This is a genomic window from Rhizobium tumorigenes (assembly GCF_003240565.2).
GTDB classification, from domain to species: domain Bacteria; phylum Pseudomonadota; class Alphaproteobacteria; order Rhizobiales; family Rhizobiaceae; genus Rhizobium; species Rhizobium tumorigenes.
The window spans coordinates 2,382,916-2,398,548 of the sequence record NZ_CP117255.1; the positions used below are offsets into that span (position 1 = coordinate 2,382,916).

Annotated in this window: 13 protein-coding genes and 1 other RNA gene; 4 read left to right on the top strand and 10 right to left on the bottom strand. The window is 60.8% G+C overall.

The features are described from left to right. Window positions 1-82 precede the first annotated feature (82 nt). The gene (locus PR017_RS11680) at window positions 83-829 is read right to left on the bottom strand and encodes a YebC/PmpR family DNA-binding transcriptional regulator (RefSeq protein ID WP_111222401.1); all 747 of its coding nucleotides are present in this window, start codon (window positions 827-829) and stop codon (window positions 83-85) included. Between the two features lie 157 nt (window positions 830-986). On the opposite strand from PR017_RS11680, the gene PR017_RS11685 reads away from it, so the two are divergent. Next, the gene (locus tag PR017_RS11685; RefSeq protein ID WP_111222400.1) at window positions 987-1,490 is read left to right on the top strand and encodes a pyridoxamine 5'-phosphate oxidase family protein; all 504 of its coding nucleotides are present in this window, start codon (window positions 987-989) and stop codon (window positions 1,488-1,490) included. A 58-nt stretch (window positions 1,491-1,548) separates the two neighbouring features. Here the strand turns inward: PR017_RS11685 and PR017_RS11690 are convergent, their stop codons facing one another. From PR017_RS11690 to PR017_RS11730, 9 genes are all read right to left on the bottom strand, one after another. After that, window positions 1,549-2,373 (bottom strand): TIGR00282 family metallophosphoesterase, encoded by an 825-nt coding sequence (locus PR017_RS11690; protein WP_111222399.1) that lies wholly within the window; start codon window positions 2,371-2,373, stop codon window positions 1,549-1,551. 17 nt (window positions 2,374-2,390) lie between these two features. Beyond that, window positions 2,391-2,963: a 5-formyltetrahydrofolate cyclo-ligase gene (locus tag PR017_RS11695; RefSeq protein ID WP_111222979.1), complete on the bottom strand. Its 573-nt coding sequence runs from the start codon at window positions 2,961-2,963 to the stop codon at window positions 2,391-2,393. Between the two features lie 44 nt (window positions 2,964-3,007). Then, window positions 3,008-3,679: an HAD-IA family hydrolase gene (locus PR017_RS11700; protein ID WP_111222398.1), complete on the bottom strand. Its 672-nt coding sequence runs from the start codon at window positions 3,677-3,679 to the stop codon at window positions 3,008-3,010. A 151-nt stretch (window positions 3,680-3,830) separates the two neighbouring features. Continuing rightward, complete coding sequence (locus tag PR017_RS11705; protein ID WP_111222397.1) at window positions 3,831-5,210, bottom strand: virulence factor; 1,380 nt, start codon at window positions 5,208-5,210, stop codon at window positions 3,831-3,833. After that, window positions 5,207-7,750 carry a bifunctional lysylphosphatidylglycerol flippase/synthetase MprF gene (mprF, locus tag PR017_RS11710; protein WP_275113055.1) on the bottom strand — a complete coding sequence of 848 codons (2,544 nt, stop codon included), beginning with the start codon at window positions 7,748-7,750 and terminating at the stop codon, window positions 5,207-5,209. Before mprF ends, PR017_RS11705 begins: the two co-directional genes overlap by 4 nt. Before the next feature lie 330 nt (window positions 7,751-8,080). After that, a non-coding RNA gene (gene ssrS, locus PR017_RS11715) (6S RNA) lies at window positions 8,081-8,239 on the bottom strand. Between the two features lie 103 nt (window positions 8,240-8,342). Next, entirely contained in the window at window positions 8,343-8,849 is a 507-nt protein-coding gene (locus PR017_RS11720; RefSeq protein WP_111222395.1) for a class I SAM-dependent methyltransferase, read from the bottom strand. Between the two features lie 135 nt (window positions 8,850-8,984). After that, window positions 8,985-9,362, bottom strand: a complete 378-nt coding sequence (locus PR017_RS11725) for a cell division protein ZapA (RefSeq protein ID WP_111222394.1) — start codon at window positions 9,360-9,362, stop codon at window positions 8,985-8,987. Window positions 9,363-9,416: 54 nt separating this feature from the next. Beyond that, window positions 9,417-9,692: a DUF4164 domain-containing protein gene (locus PR017_RS11730; protein ID WP_111222393.1), complete on the bottom strand. Its 276-nt coding sequence runs from the start codon at window positions 9,690-9,692 to the stop codon at window positions 9,417-9,419. 390 nt (window positions 9,693-10,082) lie between these two features. Between PR017_RS11730 and tkt the strand changes: the two genes are divergently transcribed. From tkt to PR017_RS11745, 3 genes are all read left to right on the top strand, one after another. Next, a complete protein-coding gene (gene tkt / locus PR017_RS11735) occupies window positions 10,083-12,065 on the top strand; it encodes a transketolase (RefSeq protein WP_111222392.1) in 1,983 nt (660 codons plus the stop codon). A gap of 70 nt (window positions 12,066-12,135) precedes the next feature. After that, window positions 12,136-13,146 carry a type I glyceraldehyde-3-phosphate dehydrogenase gene (gene gap, locus PR017_RS11740; RefSeq protein WP_111222391.1) on the top strand — a complete coding sequence of 337 codons (1,011 nt, stop codon included), beginning with the start codon at window positions 12,136-12,138 and terminating at the stop codon, window positions 13,144-13,146. A 568-nt stretch (window positions 13,147-13,714) separates the two neighbouring features. Continuing rightward, a complete protein-coding gene (locus PR017_RS11745; RefSeq protein WP_111222390.1) occupies window positions 13,715-15,565 on the top strand; it encodes a potassium/proton antiporter in 1,851 nt (616 codons plus the stop codon). The last annotated feature ends 68 nt before the right edge of the window (window positions 15,566-15,633 follow it).

Consider the following 15,633-nt stretch of genomic DNA (forward strand, 5'->3'; position numbering starts at 1 on the left):
ACCTGGCCTAAAAGCAAAAACACCCACCGTCCGCAGTCGCGGAGGTGGGTGTTGTAGCCCGCTAGCCCATTAAACTAAAACGTCAGGCCGACAGCTTGGCCATGACCTCGTCGGAAACCTCGAAGTTCGAATAGACGGACTGGACGTCATCGTCGTCCTCCAGGCTGTCGATCAGCTTCATCACCGACAGCGCCTTTTCCTCGTCAACAGGCACTGTGTTTTGAGCCTTCCAGACAATCTTGACGGTTTCCGCCTCGCCCAGCGTTGCTTCCAGCGCCTTGGAAACTTCGTTCAGCGCTTCGAAGCCGCAGATGATCGTGTGGCCTTCTTCATCGGTGGCGACGTCGTCGGCGCCGGCCTCGATTGCCGCTTCCATCACCTTGTCTGCATCGCCGACCGCAAGCTTGTAGGTGATTTCGCCGACATGGTCGAAGGAGAAGGAAACCGAGCCTGTTTCGCCAAGCGTGCCACCGGCCTTGGTGAACGTCGAGCGCACGTTCGAGGCGGTGCGGTTGCGGTTGTCGGTCAGCGCTTCGACGATCACTGCAGTGCCGCCGGGGCCGTAGCCTTCGTAGCGGATCTGCTCGTAGTTTTCGCCTTCGCTACCCGATGCCTTCTTGATCGCACGGTCGATGTTGTCCTTCGGCATCGACTGCGCCTTGGCGTTCTGGATAGCGAGACGCAAGGCAGCGTTCATCGTCGGGTCGGGCAGTCCGGCCTTGGCGGCGACGGTGATTTCGCGCGCCAGCTTGGAGAACATTTTCGACCGCACGGAATCCTGGCGACCCTTGCGATGCATGATGTTTTTAAACTGTGAATGGCCAGCCATGGCACCCCTGCTCAGTCTTTTGATGTGAATGGCGCCTTATAGGTGCGAAGCCACACGCATTCAAGCGAAAAGCCCTGCATCGCCGGTGGTTGGCGGAAGGAACAAAGGTGGCCTACCTCACGTTTCAGGACGCATTATCAAAACGAAAGGATTGGCCATGGCCAGCTTCAGCGAAGCACAGGAACATCCGGCAAAGCAGTTGTGGGAGCAGATCGATATGGTGCACGCCGGCATGCTGGGCATCGACGGCATCGACATGCACATGCAGCCTATGGCGCCCCACGCCGATCCGACGACGAACACCATCTGGTTCTACACCAAGACCGATGCCGACATCGTCAAGAGCATCAAGACCGGCGCCCGAGCCCGCTTCTGCGTGGTTGGCAAGGATCACGATTATCATGCCAGCCTCGCCGGCAAGATCGAGGTCCGCGCCGACCAGGCGAAGATCGACGAGTACTGGAGTTCGGTGACCGCAGCTTGGTATCATGACGGCAAGAAGGACCCGACCCTGGCGATGCTTGCGATGCATGTCGAAGATGCGGAACTATGGATCTCGACCGGCAGCAAGCTGAAATTCGGCTGGGAGATCGCCAAGGCCAATCTCGACGATGACAAGATGCCGGACGTCGGCGTCAAGCGTCATCTGACGTTCGCCTGAACGAAAGTAGCCCGGGCGGTCAAAGGACAACCCGGGCTACTTCATGATCTCTTATGGATCAGTTCCAGAACGAGGGAACAGTCTCAGCGAGGCGAGGCCCGATCCGCAACGGCGCGATCTTTTCCGCCAGGCCGGTCGAATCGGAGATTTCCACGCCGACCCCACATATCGTCGCCGGCCCGGATGCGGCTTCGAAGCGGCCTTTCGGCATCTTCGAAATAAACCGGTTGAGCGGCTCTTCTTTTTCCATGCCCAGCGAGGAATCATAGTCGCCACACATGCCGGCATCGGACATGTAGGCGGTTCCGCCGTTAAGGATCTGCGCATCGGCTGTCGGCACATGGGTGTGGGTCCCGACGACGAAGCTGGCGCGGCCATCGACGAAATGGCCGAAGCACTGCTTTTCGCTGGTAGCCTCCGCATGAAAGTCGAAGACGATCGCATCCGCTTGCTCCTTCAGGGGGCAGGCAGCGAGAATGGCTTCAGCCGACTTGAACGGATCGTCAAGTTCGGGATGCATGAACACGCGGCCCATGATGTTGGCGACCAGCACGCGGGCGCCATTGCGCGCATAATAGAGGCCGGAGCCGCGTCCGGGCGTTCCGGCCGGATAATTGGCCGGGCGCAGGAACTGGTCGTGTCGGCCGGCAAAGGAAACCGCTTCCTTCTGGTCCCACACATGATTGCCGGTCGTCACAACGTCGGCGCCGGCATTGATCGTCTCGAGGAAAATTTCTTCGGTGATGCCGAAGCCGCCCGCCGCATTCTCACCGTTGACGATGACAAAATCGAGCTTGAAATCGGACACCAGCCCCGGCAGGCGGTTCCAGACACTCACGCGCCCGGTCTTGCCAACCATGTCACCCAGAAATAGCAGTCTCATTCCACGTCGGTCTCCGGTCAGAAAATGCGAAGGCCGCTTTCGGTCAGAATGGCGTCAAGGGGAACGTCGTGCGGCTCGGCGGGTACTGATGGCACTTCTTGGCAATCGAATGCAATGCCGATCAAGCGACGCGCAAGGCCTTTCCGTCGTAAAAGCGCAATCGCCCTGTCATAATAGCCGCCACCGTAGCCAATCCGCCGTCCGGCAGCGTCGAAGGCCGACAGCGGCACCAGCAGGATTTCCGGTTCGAGCAAGACTGCGGTCTCGTCAGGGCCGAGGGTACCGAAGGCACCGGGAACAAGCGAACGGGCATCTGCCAGTTCGCGAAAGACGATCGTTTCCCTGTCGACAACTACAGGGAGGCAGACCCGCGCGCCCCGCGATCGCAATAGATCGAGCAACGGCCGGATATCAGCCTCGGAGCGGATGGGCAGGAAGCCAGCAATAACTGCTCTCGGCTCGAAGCGGATTTCCGCATCACCACACCGCACCATGGTGGCGCTTTTTTGCGCCCGCAAGTGCCCCGGCAGCGCGTCGCGCGTCGCCAGCCGTTCCTTGCGAATCTGTGCTTTTATCTCACTCGAAGCCATGTCGTCCATCCCGCAAGCCAACGCCACGGGCGTGGCTGCACCCCTCAGGCGCGCACGACCGCCAGTTTTCCGTTGGCGCCGATACGGGCGCGAACATTATCATAATTGGGGATCGTCGCGTGCGGTGTCTCCATCGGGTGGCTATGCGTCGCGGTGATGACCATGACGTCGGCGCCTGCCGCCTCGCCAGCCTTGATACCAGCCGGCACGTCCTCGAACACCAGGCATTCGGCAACGCTTACGCCCAGCCGTTCGGCACCCAGAATGTAGCACTGCGGATTGGGCTTGCCGACCTTGACGTCTTCGGCCGTCACGATGAAACGCGGCATCGGGATCCCCGCCTCCGCCAGGCGCGCCTTGGCAAGCGCAATCGGCGACGAGGTAACGATGGCCCAGCGGTCGGCAGGCAGCGAGGCAAGGAAATCGATGGCACCCGAAATCGGCACGACGCCGGCAACATCGGCGATCTCGTCCCTCTCGATTGCAGCGGCTTCGACGGCCGGATCTACGCCGGGAAGATTGAGGTTGCGGATCGTATCGATACCACGGGCGCCGTGCATGGTGGGCATGAATTTCTCGACATCCAGGCCCTGACGCTTAGCCCAGGCACCCCAGACCCGTTCGGCAGAAGCGATCGAGTTCATGATTGTCCCGTCCATGTCGAACAGGAAGGCGGCGTAGCTTTTATCGAAGACGGAAACGTTATCAGCGGACAAGGAGTATCTCTTTCGGTTGGCGGACGATCGACCGGGACAACGCAGGCGTCGCAGGTCGAAGATTGCCCCAGACACCGTCGCCGCAGTCACATGCAAAGCTAGATAGTCTTGCCGGGGCACTGCGACAAGCAATGACCCGGCGGGATGTTCCCTATTCGCCGAGGCGGCTTTTGACGCCGGCGATGATCGTCTTCGACAATGTCTCGTAATCGTCGTCGAAATGGTGCCCGCCGGCCATGGCGACGACTTCGGCGCCGGTGCCCTTCAGATCGGGGCAGGCAACGTCCTCGTCGTCATCCGTGCCATACACGCACTGGACAATCTTCGGGTTGATCTTCTTCAGGTCCTTGAGCGGATCGCCGCCCTTGCCCTCGCTGGAAGCGCCGAGCCAGCCCATTACCGAGATGACGTAGTCGACCTTGCGCGACAGCGACAGCAGCGACATCTGCACCACCTGGCTGCGTTCCTTCGGCTTCAGCAGATTGTAGCTGGCCGGGATGACGTCGGCACCGAAAGAATAGCCTACCAGCACGACGTGCTGCACATTGAAGTGCTTGGTGTAGTAATCGATGATACGGCCCAGGTCGTCTGCCGTTTCCTGCGGCTTACGCTCCGACCAGAAATAATGGAGCGTATCGACGCCGACCACCGGGATCCCCTGATCCTGGAGGTAGGAGCCGACTTCCTTGTCGATGTCGCGCCATCCGCCGTCGCCGGAATAGATGATCGCCAGCGTGTCCTCGGTCGGCTTGGTTTCAAGCACGTTGATGGGCAGGCCCAGCGGCGACTTTTCGGCGCTCAGCGACTTCACCAGATCGACCAGGGTGTTGCTGAGGGTCGTCATGGCGTCGTCCGTGGAATCGCGGATTTCGATTTCCGGATGATCCTTCTGCATCGCCTCGACATGGTCGCGGCCATCCTTGGGCGCTGCAGGGGTGAAGCTGGCAATGATCGGGTTTGGCAGCACGCCGTCCATCAGGCCGATGACGACGTTGTCGCCGGTCTTGACCTTTTCGGCGGGCGTGCAGAGATCCTTGGTGAGGGCGATGCCTGCGGCAGGATCGACGGCCAGCGTCTGTGACACAGTGGCGTCCGGTGTCTGCGCGGCAATTGCCAGCGCCATGGTGCCACCAGCGCCAACGCCGGCGATGATCGGCAGCTCGTAGGCGCTGTCGGCGACAGACCGCTGGACCTGCTGGCTCAGCGACTCGATGTCCGACACCATGTAGATGCAGCCATCGTTTTGGCTGACGTCGTAATTGTTGAGTGCCTTCAGGAAGGACGGGTAATCGATGCCGATGACCATCGAGCCCTTCGCCAGCAGCGTCTGTGCAACGGCGTTTTCCTTGTCGCCCCAGCCACCGATATCCGAGATCAGCACGACTTCGCCGACCACCTTGCCGGTCGGCACGAGGATGTGCGGCGACGGGATGATGCCGGTGTCGTATTTCTTGTTGACCTCGTCCGCATGGGCGACACCCAGTGTGAACAAGGCCGCCATTGCGAAGGAAGCTGCGTATTTCAAGATCATTTCCTGACGACTCCTCTTAGTCCGCCGCCGATCAGGAACGTCGCGTCCATCAGCGCAATCATCGGACTGACCCCGCCTGAAACCGCAAGATAGCGCGGCTGCCAGTCGGGATGAAATTTTGCTTTGAAGGCTCTTAGCCCTTTGAAGTTATAAAACCGTTCACCGTGTTCGAAAACCGTGCCGCCGATCCGGTCCCAGACCGGCGCCGATTCGCGCTTCGACATTCCGGATAGAGGTGCCATCCCGAGGTTAAAGCGCTGAAATCCGGCATTCCTAAGATGCTCCAGGATCTGGACGAAGAGAAAGTCCATGGAACCCTTCGGTGCGTCGGGCGAAAAGCGCATCAGGTCGATCGAGCCCTCTTCATGGGTCGACGTCACGAGTATGTTTGCAAAGGCAACGATGCGGCCTTCCTTCTTGAGAACGCCCACCGGCTGCGACAGTATATAGTCTGGATCGAAGGCGCCGAGGGAGAAGCCCTTTTCCTTGGCGTTGTGATCTTCCAGCCAGGCATTCGAGACTGCCGCGAGTTCGTCCAGCACCTCGCCCACGTCCTGCGGCTCGATGACCGAGAATTCAAGCCCGTCGCGCACCGCACGGCTTGCCGTCTGGCGGAGATTGGCCCACTTGCCGCCCTTCAGCTCGAATGTATTGAGATTGACGACGGCGAGTTCGCCGAGCTTGTAGGCCCGCATTCCAGCATCGGCGCAGTGCGACAGGAGCCCCGGCGAGATCTGGTAGAACACCGACCGACAGCCCGCCGTACGGGCGGATTCGACAAAGCGCCAGACAAGATCGGCCAGCGCGTGCCGCGGTCCGATCGGGTCGAACAGGGCGATCCAGGAGCGACCGCGCTTGCCGTACATGATGAAGGCATCGCCCTTTTCGGAGAACATGATGCTCTTGTCGCGCATCCGAACCAGATTGGCGTCGGCAATGCCGTGCGCCTCGACGATGGCAACCGCCCGCTCGACATCGTCGTCCGAGACAGGCTGCAGCCGCGAGGTCGCCGGACGGAGCAGGCTGAACGCGGCAATACCGGAGGCAACGATGCAAAGGCCGAGCACGGCACGCAGGCCGCGTGGCGCTTCATCGGCAAACTCGAACTGCCACCAGAGCTGGTTGCTGTAGGCGACGTCGCGATAGACGAAGAACAGGATGACAATGGCGCAGATGCAGATGACCGCAATGGCCATCAGCCATCCGGCAGTCAGCGCCTGATTGACGAGCGAAGCCGGGCGATTGAACAACTTTCGGCTGACGAACAGGCCGAAGATGAAGAACAGCAGGAACGACGCCTCGACGAGCGCGATTGCCTTCAGCAGCGACAGCGTTACCGCCGCGACCGCGCAGCACACCGAAACCCACCAGGCGCCATCGAGGCGCTGGCCGAGGCCACGGGCTGCGACGACCATGGCAAGGCCGACGAGGCTCGACAGGAAGTGGGCTCCTTCGACGACAGGCAGGGCCAGATAATCCGACAGGAATTCAAGATTTTCATCGGGCGTCGGCGTGACGCTCGAAAAGATCAGCATGACGCCCAGCAACAGAGCGAAAGTCGACAGCAGTTGCGGCATAAGCCGCCCACCGACGCGTCGCACGCTGGAAGCGGCGGGATGGTCGACGAAGCGGCGAAGTTCGGTGGCCGCTACGACCATGATCGCAAGCAGCAGCGGGATCACGTGGTAGATCACCCGGTAAAGAACCAGCGAGCCCAGCACCGCATCGACGTTGACGGCGCTGCCGAGCGACGCGACGATCACGGTTTCGAACACGCCAAGACCGGCCGGAACATGGCTGAGAACGCCGAGGCCGACGGCGATGGCATAGACCGCGAGGAATGTCGGCCAGCCGATCGACGATTCCGGCAGCAGCACGTAGAGAACGGTCGCCGACGCCGCGATATCGAAGGCGGTGACAAGGAACTGGCGCGACCAGGTGCGCGAATCCGGCAGGCGCAGTGTGAAGCTGCCGATGGAAATCACCCGCCCGCCGCGGCCCATGTAAAGCAAGACCGCCAATAGACCCAGGATGACGCCGGCGACGCCGCGCAGCACGAGGCTGTCGACATTGATCAGCGGCCCCATTTCATCGGCAATGATCATCAGCGCGATCGAACCTACGGCGGCAAGGCCAAGGCCGAACGATAGCGTCACAAAGGCGACGATGCGGCCGATGTCTTCCGGTGTCAGCCCCATGCGCGAATAGGCGCGGTAACGGATCGCGCCTGCGCTCAACGCGCCGAAACCGGCGGTGTTGCCGACGGCGTAGGCGCTGAACGCCGTCAGCGCCACATGCGGAAAAGGCACCTTCTTGTCGATGAATTCGAGCGCATTGGTATCGTAGAAAATCAGCGCGAAGAAGCTGAGGCCGGTAAACAGCAGCGCAAGCAGGATCGCACGGGCGGAGGTGTCGCTCAATGCGAGCACGATATCGTCGTAGCGGACTTCAGTCGTCAGGTGAAAAATCGCGTAGGCGACCATCCCGAAGACGACGACGCTGCCCAGCGCCAGCAACTGCGTGCGGTAACGGCGCAACATCGTGACCAGCCAGCCGCGCTCCTCGAGGTCGTCTTCGGCTGGTTCCAGATCGATCGGGCTCGACATACTTTACCTGTTTGAATGGGTCACTTCTGCGCCCCGCTTAGCAGATGTACGTCAACGCGAATATTTCTATTCGGCGGTTGTACGCAGATTCTTTCAAGGCGACGACATGTCGTTGTCACATCTCTCTGAATTCAGGCATTTTTGGCGCAGCGCATTGATACGCGACAATATTCTCTTCGAAAAAGGGAAGTTTAAAGTGCGCGCGCCGGGCGCAAAGACAGAAGTCGCAGGGCAAATTGCGTAAAACCCGCCCGAAGGCAGAAGGTGCGATCCACGACGACCGGTGGTTTTTTACGATCCTGGGTGCCTACAAACGTAGGTGGGCGCCATATGTCCAAGCCCACGGGCCTGGCCAGGGACAGCTCCCTTTGGATCGAGTATGGCCCCAGGGATTGTGGTACCTGCCGGGAAGCGCAGACCGCAACTCGACATATAATGCGCTTTGCGTTTGCGCACCAGTGGCATCTGCGGAGAATTAACGGTCGGCGATTTCATCGACGAACGGAACTCTCCACGGCTTTGCCGTTCAGGGTTTTATCGCCGTCATGTTCAAATGCCAGGGTTCGCAATCTATGCCGGAGAGCTGGCGCGCAATCTGCCAATAACCGAATTCCGAAAGCAGCGCGGTCATCGTCCGCTCCGTATATCCCCATCGATGTGCGTCTTCGCGATTGCCGCCGCGGCTCTCGTCGCGCCATCCGAAGAACCCGGCAAACGCGTGCGCCTGTTGATCGGCAAACGTGCTGAAGCTGGAGCCCAGCAACTGACGGCAATGAAATTCCAGATCGGGGACGACGATGTTGAGCGCTCCTCCCGAGCGCAGCGCCTGAAACCAGCGTGCCAGCGTCCGCCGGGCATCGTTCGGATCCAGATGCTCCAGCATGTGTCGCGTATAGATTTCGTCCACGCTGGCGTCGTCGATCGTTTCGAGACCCCAGGCATCGGACACGATGTCAGGCTTGGCATCGGCACGCACGTCCACGCTCAAAAAGCCTTCACGGCGCGTAGAACCTGCACCTATATTCAGTCTCATCGGCAACCTCCAAAGGGTAGGATCTGGACACACGGGCGAACACAGAACCGGGTTCAGGCAGGCATCCTTATATCAAGGGCGTCATATACGGTGACAATAGTGAGCCTCGTCGGCTAGAGGCACCGTTATCTTACCTCAGTGCGCTTCCGCACCCGGCTTGGCGACCAGTTTTTCGGTGATGCCGCGAATGCTGCTGGCAACTTCGTCTAGAACGCCGGCCAGCTCCTCTTCCGTCTGTGCACTGGCAGCCAGCGCGGTGTCGCGGTTACCGCGCAAAGCGTCCAGTTCTGCCTCAAGCCCGGTCACCTTGCGCGTCAGGTCGGACACTTCGTCCATAATCATGATGCCGGCCATGACGGTCACCCGGAGATCGCCGATCTCGCCGAACTGCTCCTTCAGGTGGCTGACGTAGCGATCGAAACGGGTGGCGAGATCCGTCAGGTGATCTTCCTGCCCCTCCTCGCAGGCCATGCGATAGGCCTTGCCGTCGATCGTTACCGTTACCTGCGCCATGCGATATTCCGTCCTGTCTTGCCCGATGCGGCAAAGGTTGTCTGCAACGCTGCGTCAGCGATCGAGCACGGCCCTGATCGTTTCCATGGCGGTGACCAGCCGGCGGGAAACCTCGCGATTGACCTCCTCCAGCCGATTGGCGCGAAACTCCGCCTGGTCGAGTTCCTGTGCCAGCCTTGAGCGGTCGGCGTGGGTCCGGCGCACCTCAGCGTCGATCTCGCTTCTCTCGCGCTCCCGTTCGAAGCGCACGTCGACCGCATTATCCAGCGCTGCCAGCGCCTGACGCAGTGACGTGATGGCCGCGTCCACTGTCTTGCCTGTGGGCATCATGTCTTCCCGGTTCCACGCACAATGCTCCGAATCGCCATGGTGGCGCATTGCCCTGATCTGTCACAGTATTCAACTCGGCAACTGGCCGTCAATAAAGGCCTGCATGCGGCAAGGCCGCTAAACTGTGGATGACATGCGACTTTCCTCTATTCTGGCAGCCAATCACGCTCATGTCGTCTTTTGTACAAGACAAAAGGCAAATGTTAAATATTTGCGACGGAGGCCGGGTTTGGCCGCCGGATTTATTGACTTGCTCGCCCCAACTGCTATGTCTCAGCCGCCTGAGGCAGACTGTGATCCAGGGTTCAAAGCATCCCTCCATCGCTGTGCCTTCCAACCGGTGGTCCATCCTCTCGAGACCGAGACCATCCCAAACCTTGCGGAACGACCATGATCTCTCGCGAAAAACACGACCGGATGGCAAACGCGATCCGTTTCCTTGCCATGGATGCCGTTGAGAAGGCCAATTCCGGCCATCCCGGCCTGCCGATGGGCATGGCTGACGTCGCCACCGTACTCTTCTCCAAATACCTGAAATTCGATCCGAAATCGCCCCATTGGGCTAACCGCGACCGCTTCGTGCTGTCGGCCGGCCACGGCTCGATGCTGCTTTACTCGCTTCTGTATCTGACCGGTTATGAAGACATGTCGGTTGAGGATCTGAAGAATTTCCGCCAGCTCGGCTCCAAGACTGCCGGCCATCCGGAATACGGTCACGCCACCGGCATCGAAACGACCACGGGTCCGCTCGGCCAGGGCATTGCCAACGCCGTCGGCATGGCGATTGCAGAACGCAAGCTCGCCGTCGAGTTCGGCTCAGAACTGCAGGATCACCACACCTACGTGATGTGCGGCGACGGCTGCCTGATGGAAGGCATCAGCCACGAGGCAATCGCGCTTGCCGGCCACCTGAAGCTCAATAAGCTCATCCTGTTCTGGGACAACAACTCGATCACCATCGACGGCGCCGTTTCGCTGTCGGACTCGACCGACCAGGTTGCCCGCTTCAAGGCTGTCCACTGGAACACGATCGAAGTCGACGGCCATGAGCCGGACCAGATCTCTGCCGCGATCGAGGCAGCCCAGAAGTCGGACCGTCCGACCCTGATCGCCTGCAAGACGATCATCGGCTTCGGCGCTCCGCACAAGCAGGGCACCCACAAGGTCCACGGTTCGCCGCTCGGTGCCGAGGAAATTGCGGCTACCCGCAAGGCACTCAATTGGGATGCCGAGCCCTTCGTCATTCCGGCCGACGTTCTCGACGCCTGGCGCGAAGCCGGCAAGCGTGCCGTTCCGGATATGAAGGACTGGCAGTCGCGTCTCGCTGCAGCAGATGAAGCCAAGAAGGCCGAGTTCAACCGCCGTTTCGCCGGCGACCTGCCGGCTGGCTTCGACGCCGCCATCAGCGACTACAAGAAGAAGCTGGCCGAGACCAAGGCGAGCGTCGCGACTCGCAAGGCGTCGGAAGACGTGCTTGAGGTCATCAACGGCTTCCTGCCTGAAACGCTCGGCGGCTCAGCCGACCTGACGCCGTCGAACAACACCAAGACCAGCCAGATGGTGTCGATCACGCCAACGGATTTCGCCGGCCGCTACATGCACTGGGGCATCCGCGAACACGGCATGGCATCGGCTATGAACGGCATCGCGCTGCACGGTGGCCTGATCCCTTATGGCGGCGGCTTCATGATCTTCTCGGACTATTGCCGTCCGCCAATCCGCTTGGCTTCGCTGATGGGTATCCGCGTTATCCACGTTCTGACCCATGACTCGATCGGCGTCGGCGAAGACGGCCCGACCCACCAGCCCGTCGAACAGATGGCCTCGCTTCGCGCCATCCCGAACCTGATGATGTTCCGCCCTGCCGATGCCACGGAAACGGCCGAATGCTGGCAGATTGCGCTGAAGACCAAGGACCGCCCATCGGGTCTGGCACTCACCCGCCAGAACATGGTCGCAGCCCGTCTGGAATACAGCGAGAAGAACCTCTGCGAGCTTGGTGCATACAATCTGGCCGGTTCTGCCGATGCCAAGGTGACGATCTTCGCTTCGGGCTCCGAAGTTGAAATCGCCGTTGCCGCCCGCACAGCGCTTGAAGCCAAGGGCATCACGGTCCGCGTCGTCTCGGTTCCCTCGACGGAATTGTTCTTCGAGCAGCCCGATGCCTACAAGGCGGAAATCCTCGGCAGCTCGCCAGTCAAGATCGCCGTCGAAGCCGGCGTCCGCGAAGGCTGGGATGCCTTCATCGGACCGGAAGGCACGTTTATCGGCATGAAGGGCTTTGGCGCTTCCGGCCCGGCCAAGGAAGTCTACAAGCACTTCGGCATCACGACGGAAGCCGTCGTCGCTGCTGCGGAAGCGAAGCTTTCCTGACCAATTCAGGGCGCTTCGGCGCCCTGCACCATCACATAGAAAAGTCCTGTCCGATTTGGGAGTGTCCACCATGACTGTAAAAGTTGCCATCAACGGCTTCGGCCGCATCGGCCGCAACATCCTGCGCGCCATCGTCGAATCCGGCCGCACCGACATCGAAGTCGTTGCCATCAACGACCTCGGCCCGGTCGAAACCAATGCTCACCTGCTGCGCTACGACTCGATCCACGGCAAGTTCCCGGCTTCGGTCAAGGTCGAAGGCGACACGATCATCGTCGGCAACGGAAAGCCGATCAAAGTCACCGCGATCAAGGATCCGGCAGCACTGCCCCACGGCGAACTCGGCGTCGACATCGCCATGGAATGCACCGGCATCTTCACGTCGCGTGAAAAGGCCGCCCTGCACCTGGCCGCAGGCGCCAAGCGCGTCATCGTCTCGGCCCCTGCCGACGGTGCAGACCTCACCGTCGTCTTCGGCGTCAACGACGACCAGCTGACCAAGGAACACCTGGTCATCTCCAACGCCTCTTGCACCACCAACTGCCTGGTGCCGGTCGTCAAGGTCCTGAACGACGCCATCGGCATCGACCATGGCTTCATGACCACCATCCACTCCTACACCGGCGACCAGCCGACGCTGGACACGATGCACAAGGACCTGTACCGCGCCCGCGCCGCAGCCCTCTCCATGATCCCGACATCGACCGGCGCTGCCAAGGCCGTCGGTCTCGTGCTGCCGGAACTGAAGGGCAAGCTGGACGGCACTTCGATCCGCGTTCCGACGCCGAACGTTTCCGTCGTCGACTTCAAGTTCGTCGCCAAGCGCAACACCACGGTTGAAGAGATCAACCAGGTGATCAAGTCTGCCTCCGACGGCAAGCTTAAGGGCATTCTCGGCTACACCGACGAGCCGCTCGTCTCGCGCGACTTCAACCACGACAGCCACTCGTCGATCTTCGCCTTCGACCAGACCAAGGTCCTGGAAGGCAATTTCGTCCGCGTGCTCTCCTGGTACGACAACGAATGGGGCTTCTCCAGCCGCATGTCCGACACCGCCGTCGCCTTCGCCAAGACCATCTGAGTATCGAATATATCGACATTTCCGAACGGCCCGGGCAACCGGGCCGTTTGCGTTTGCGACGCGCAGATGCGCGCATCGCCCCTTCTCGTGCAGAGAATAACATATCGCCCACCCCTCATTCCTGTGACTGTCACAGGAATCCAGTGCAGCGCGTCTGCGCTGCGGGAAGCTCCGATGTGGCTGCAAGAGTTCTTTCACCGCGCAGACGCGCGGTTGCTGGATTCCTGTGACAAGCACAGGGACGAGTGAAGTGGGAGGCTTCTGCGGGTGGAGGAAACTCAGAAGGCCGAGGCTGACAGGGGGTATTGCAAACTGACACTCGGCGATAACCAAATCCAGAACCATTATCGGCGGCGCGGACACTTGATACTCACCATTTCGCCCCGCTCTCGACCAGATTGCTCATTAGGCCTTGGAGAGCGAATCCTGATCGCCTACACTTTAGCGGTCATCGGTCGCGCTGGGGGATTCGGCGTCGGGGACGGGAGCGCAGGGAGGGCTCGCGTCGCGGCTACGGGCTGACGTGGGGCGTTCGGCATCGGCCGGATGCGAGAAAAGGGAAGTGTCCGTGGAAGCATTTTATGTCGTCGTCCTGGTCTGCACCGTCCTGATCCTCATCGCCGCCTTTTCCAGCCTTCTCGCCTTCCGCTTCGGCGCGCCATTGCTGCTGCTGTTTCTCGTCATCGGCCTTCTGGCCGGCCAGGATGGGCTCGGCATAGCCTTCAGCAACAATTACCTCGCCTATATCCTTGGCTCGATCGCGCTGGCCGTCATTCTTTTCGATTCCGGCTTCGGCACCTCGCTATCCTCCTTCAAGGCCGCCGCCGTCCCGGCTCTGACGATCGCTTCGCTAGGCGTCATCATTACGGCGTCCATTTTCGGGCTGGCCGCATCCTGGCTTCTCGGTTTCAGCTGGATGGAAGGCCTGCTGCTCGGCTCGATCGTCGCCTCGACGGATGCTGCCGCCGTCTTCTTCCTGCTGCGCATCGGCGGCATCAACATCCGCGACAAGGTGCGCTCGACGCTGGAGGTCGAATCCGGCACCAACGACCCGATGGCGATCTTCCTGACCATTGCTCTGGTGCAGGCAATCGGCAGCGGCGAAGGCGTCGGCGGCGTCAACATCGCCATGCTCGCCATGTTCGTCCAGCAGATGGGCCTCGGCGTCATTCTCGGCCTTCTCGGCGGCATGATGATCGTGCTGGTCGCGGGCAAGCTCGAAACCGACCGCGGCCTGACACCTATCTTCGTGCTGGCACTCGCGCTGCTGGTGTTCTCGTTCACCGGCGCCGTCGGCGGCAGCGGCTTCCTTGCGGTCTATGTCGCGGGCATCTACGCCGGCAACCACAAGATGCCAGCGTCCGCCACCATCAAGCGCTTCCAGGACGGCATGACCTGGCTTGCCCAGATCATCATGTTCCTCGTGCTCGGCCTCCTCGCCTCGCCGTCGGAGTTTCCAGCCATCGCCATCCCGGCCGTGCTGCTGGCGTTGGTGCTGATCTTCGTGGCACGTCCGGTTGCCGTCTGGCTCTGTCTGCTGCCGTTCGACTATACCCAGCGCGAGACGGGCTTCCTCGCCTGGGTCGGCCTGCGCGGCGCCGTCTCCATCCTGCTTGCCATCATGCCCATCCTCGGCAATCTCGATTTCGGCCAGACCTATTTTAACGTCGCCTTCATCATCGTGCTCGTCTCGCTGATGATGCAGGGCTGGACAATCAAGCCGGTGGCAAAAAAGCTCGGCCTGATCATTCCGCCGCGTATCGGTGCCGTCGACAAGGTGGAAGTCGACCTACCCGGCGCTGCCAACCACGAGCTTCTTTCCTACCGCGTCGTCAAGGACAGCCCTGTGCTGCTGGGCGAGCGGATCCCGCGCTGGGCCATGCCATCGCTGGTGGTGCGCGACGGCAAGTCGATGCGCTATCAATATGCCGGACGGCTGCGGGAAAACGATCTGGTCTACCTGTTCATCGCGCCAAGCTTTTCGCGGCTGCTCGACCGGCTTTTCGCCACCCGTGCACCGGTAGATCCCGAAGATACGGAGTTCTTCGGCGCCTTCTCCATCTCACCGCAGCGGCATGCAGCGGATCTCGATGCGGCCTATGGACCGGGGCTTCTGAACGAACACGAAAAGACCCTGACGATCGCCGAACTGATGCGCCAGCGCCTGGGCGGCAAGGCGGACTATGCCGACCGGGTGCGGCTTGGATCGCTGATATTGATCGTCCGCGACCTCGACGAAAACGATCACATCAAGGCGGTCGGCATGTCTCTCGAAGTGGTCGATTCCACTGATGCGCTGCCGCTGTTCATCAACATGCGCGAGATCGCCCACCGCATTCGCGATGCCCTGAGACGCCGCCGCGCGCGGGCCGCAAAAGCGATTTCAAACGATTCGAATAGCGACGAAAACCAGGGTTGACCGCCTTGCGTCTCGGACCATCCGTAGTATGGTCGCGCATCTTCCGACCATACCAATTCCGGATATTT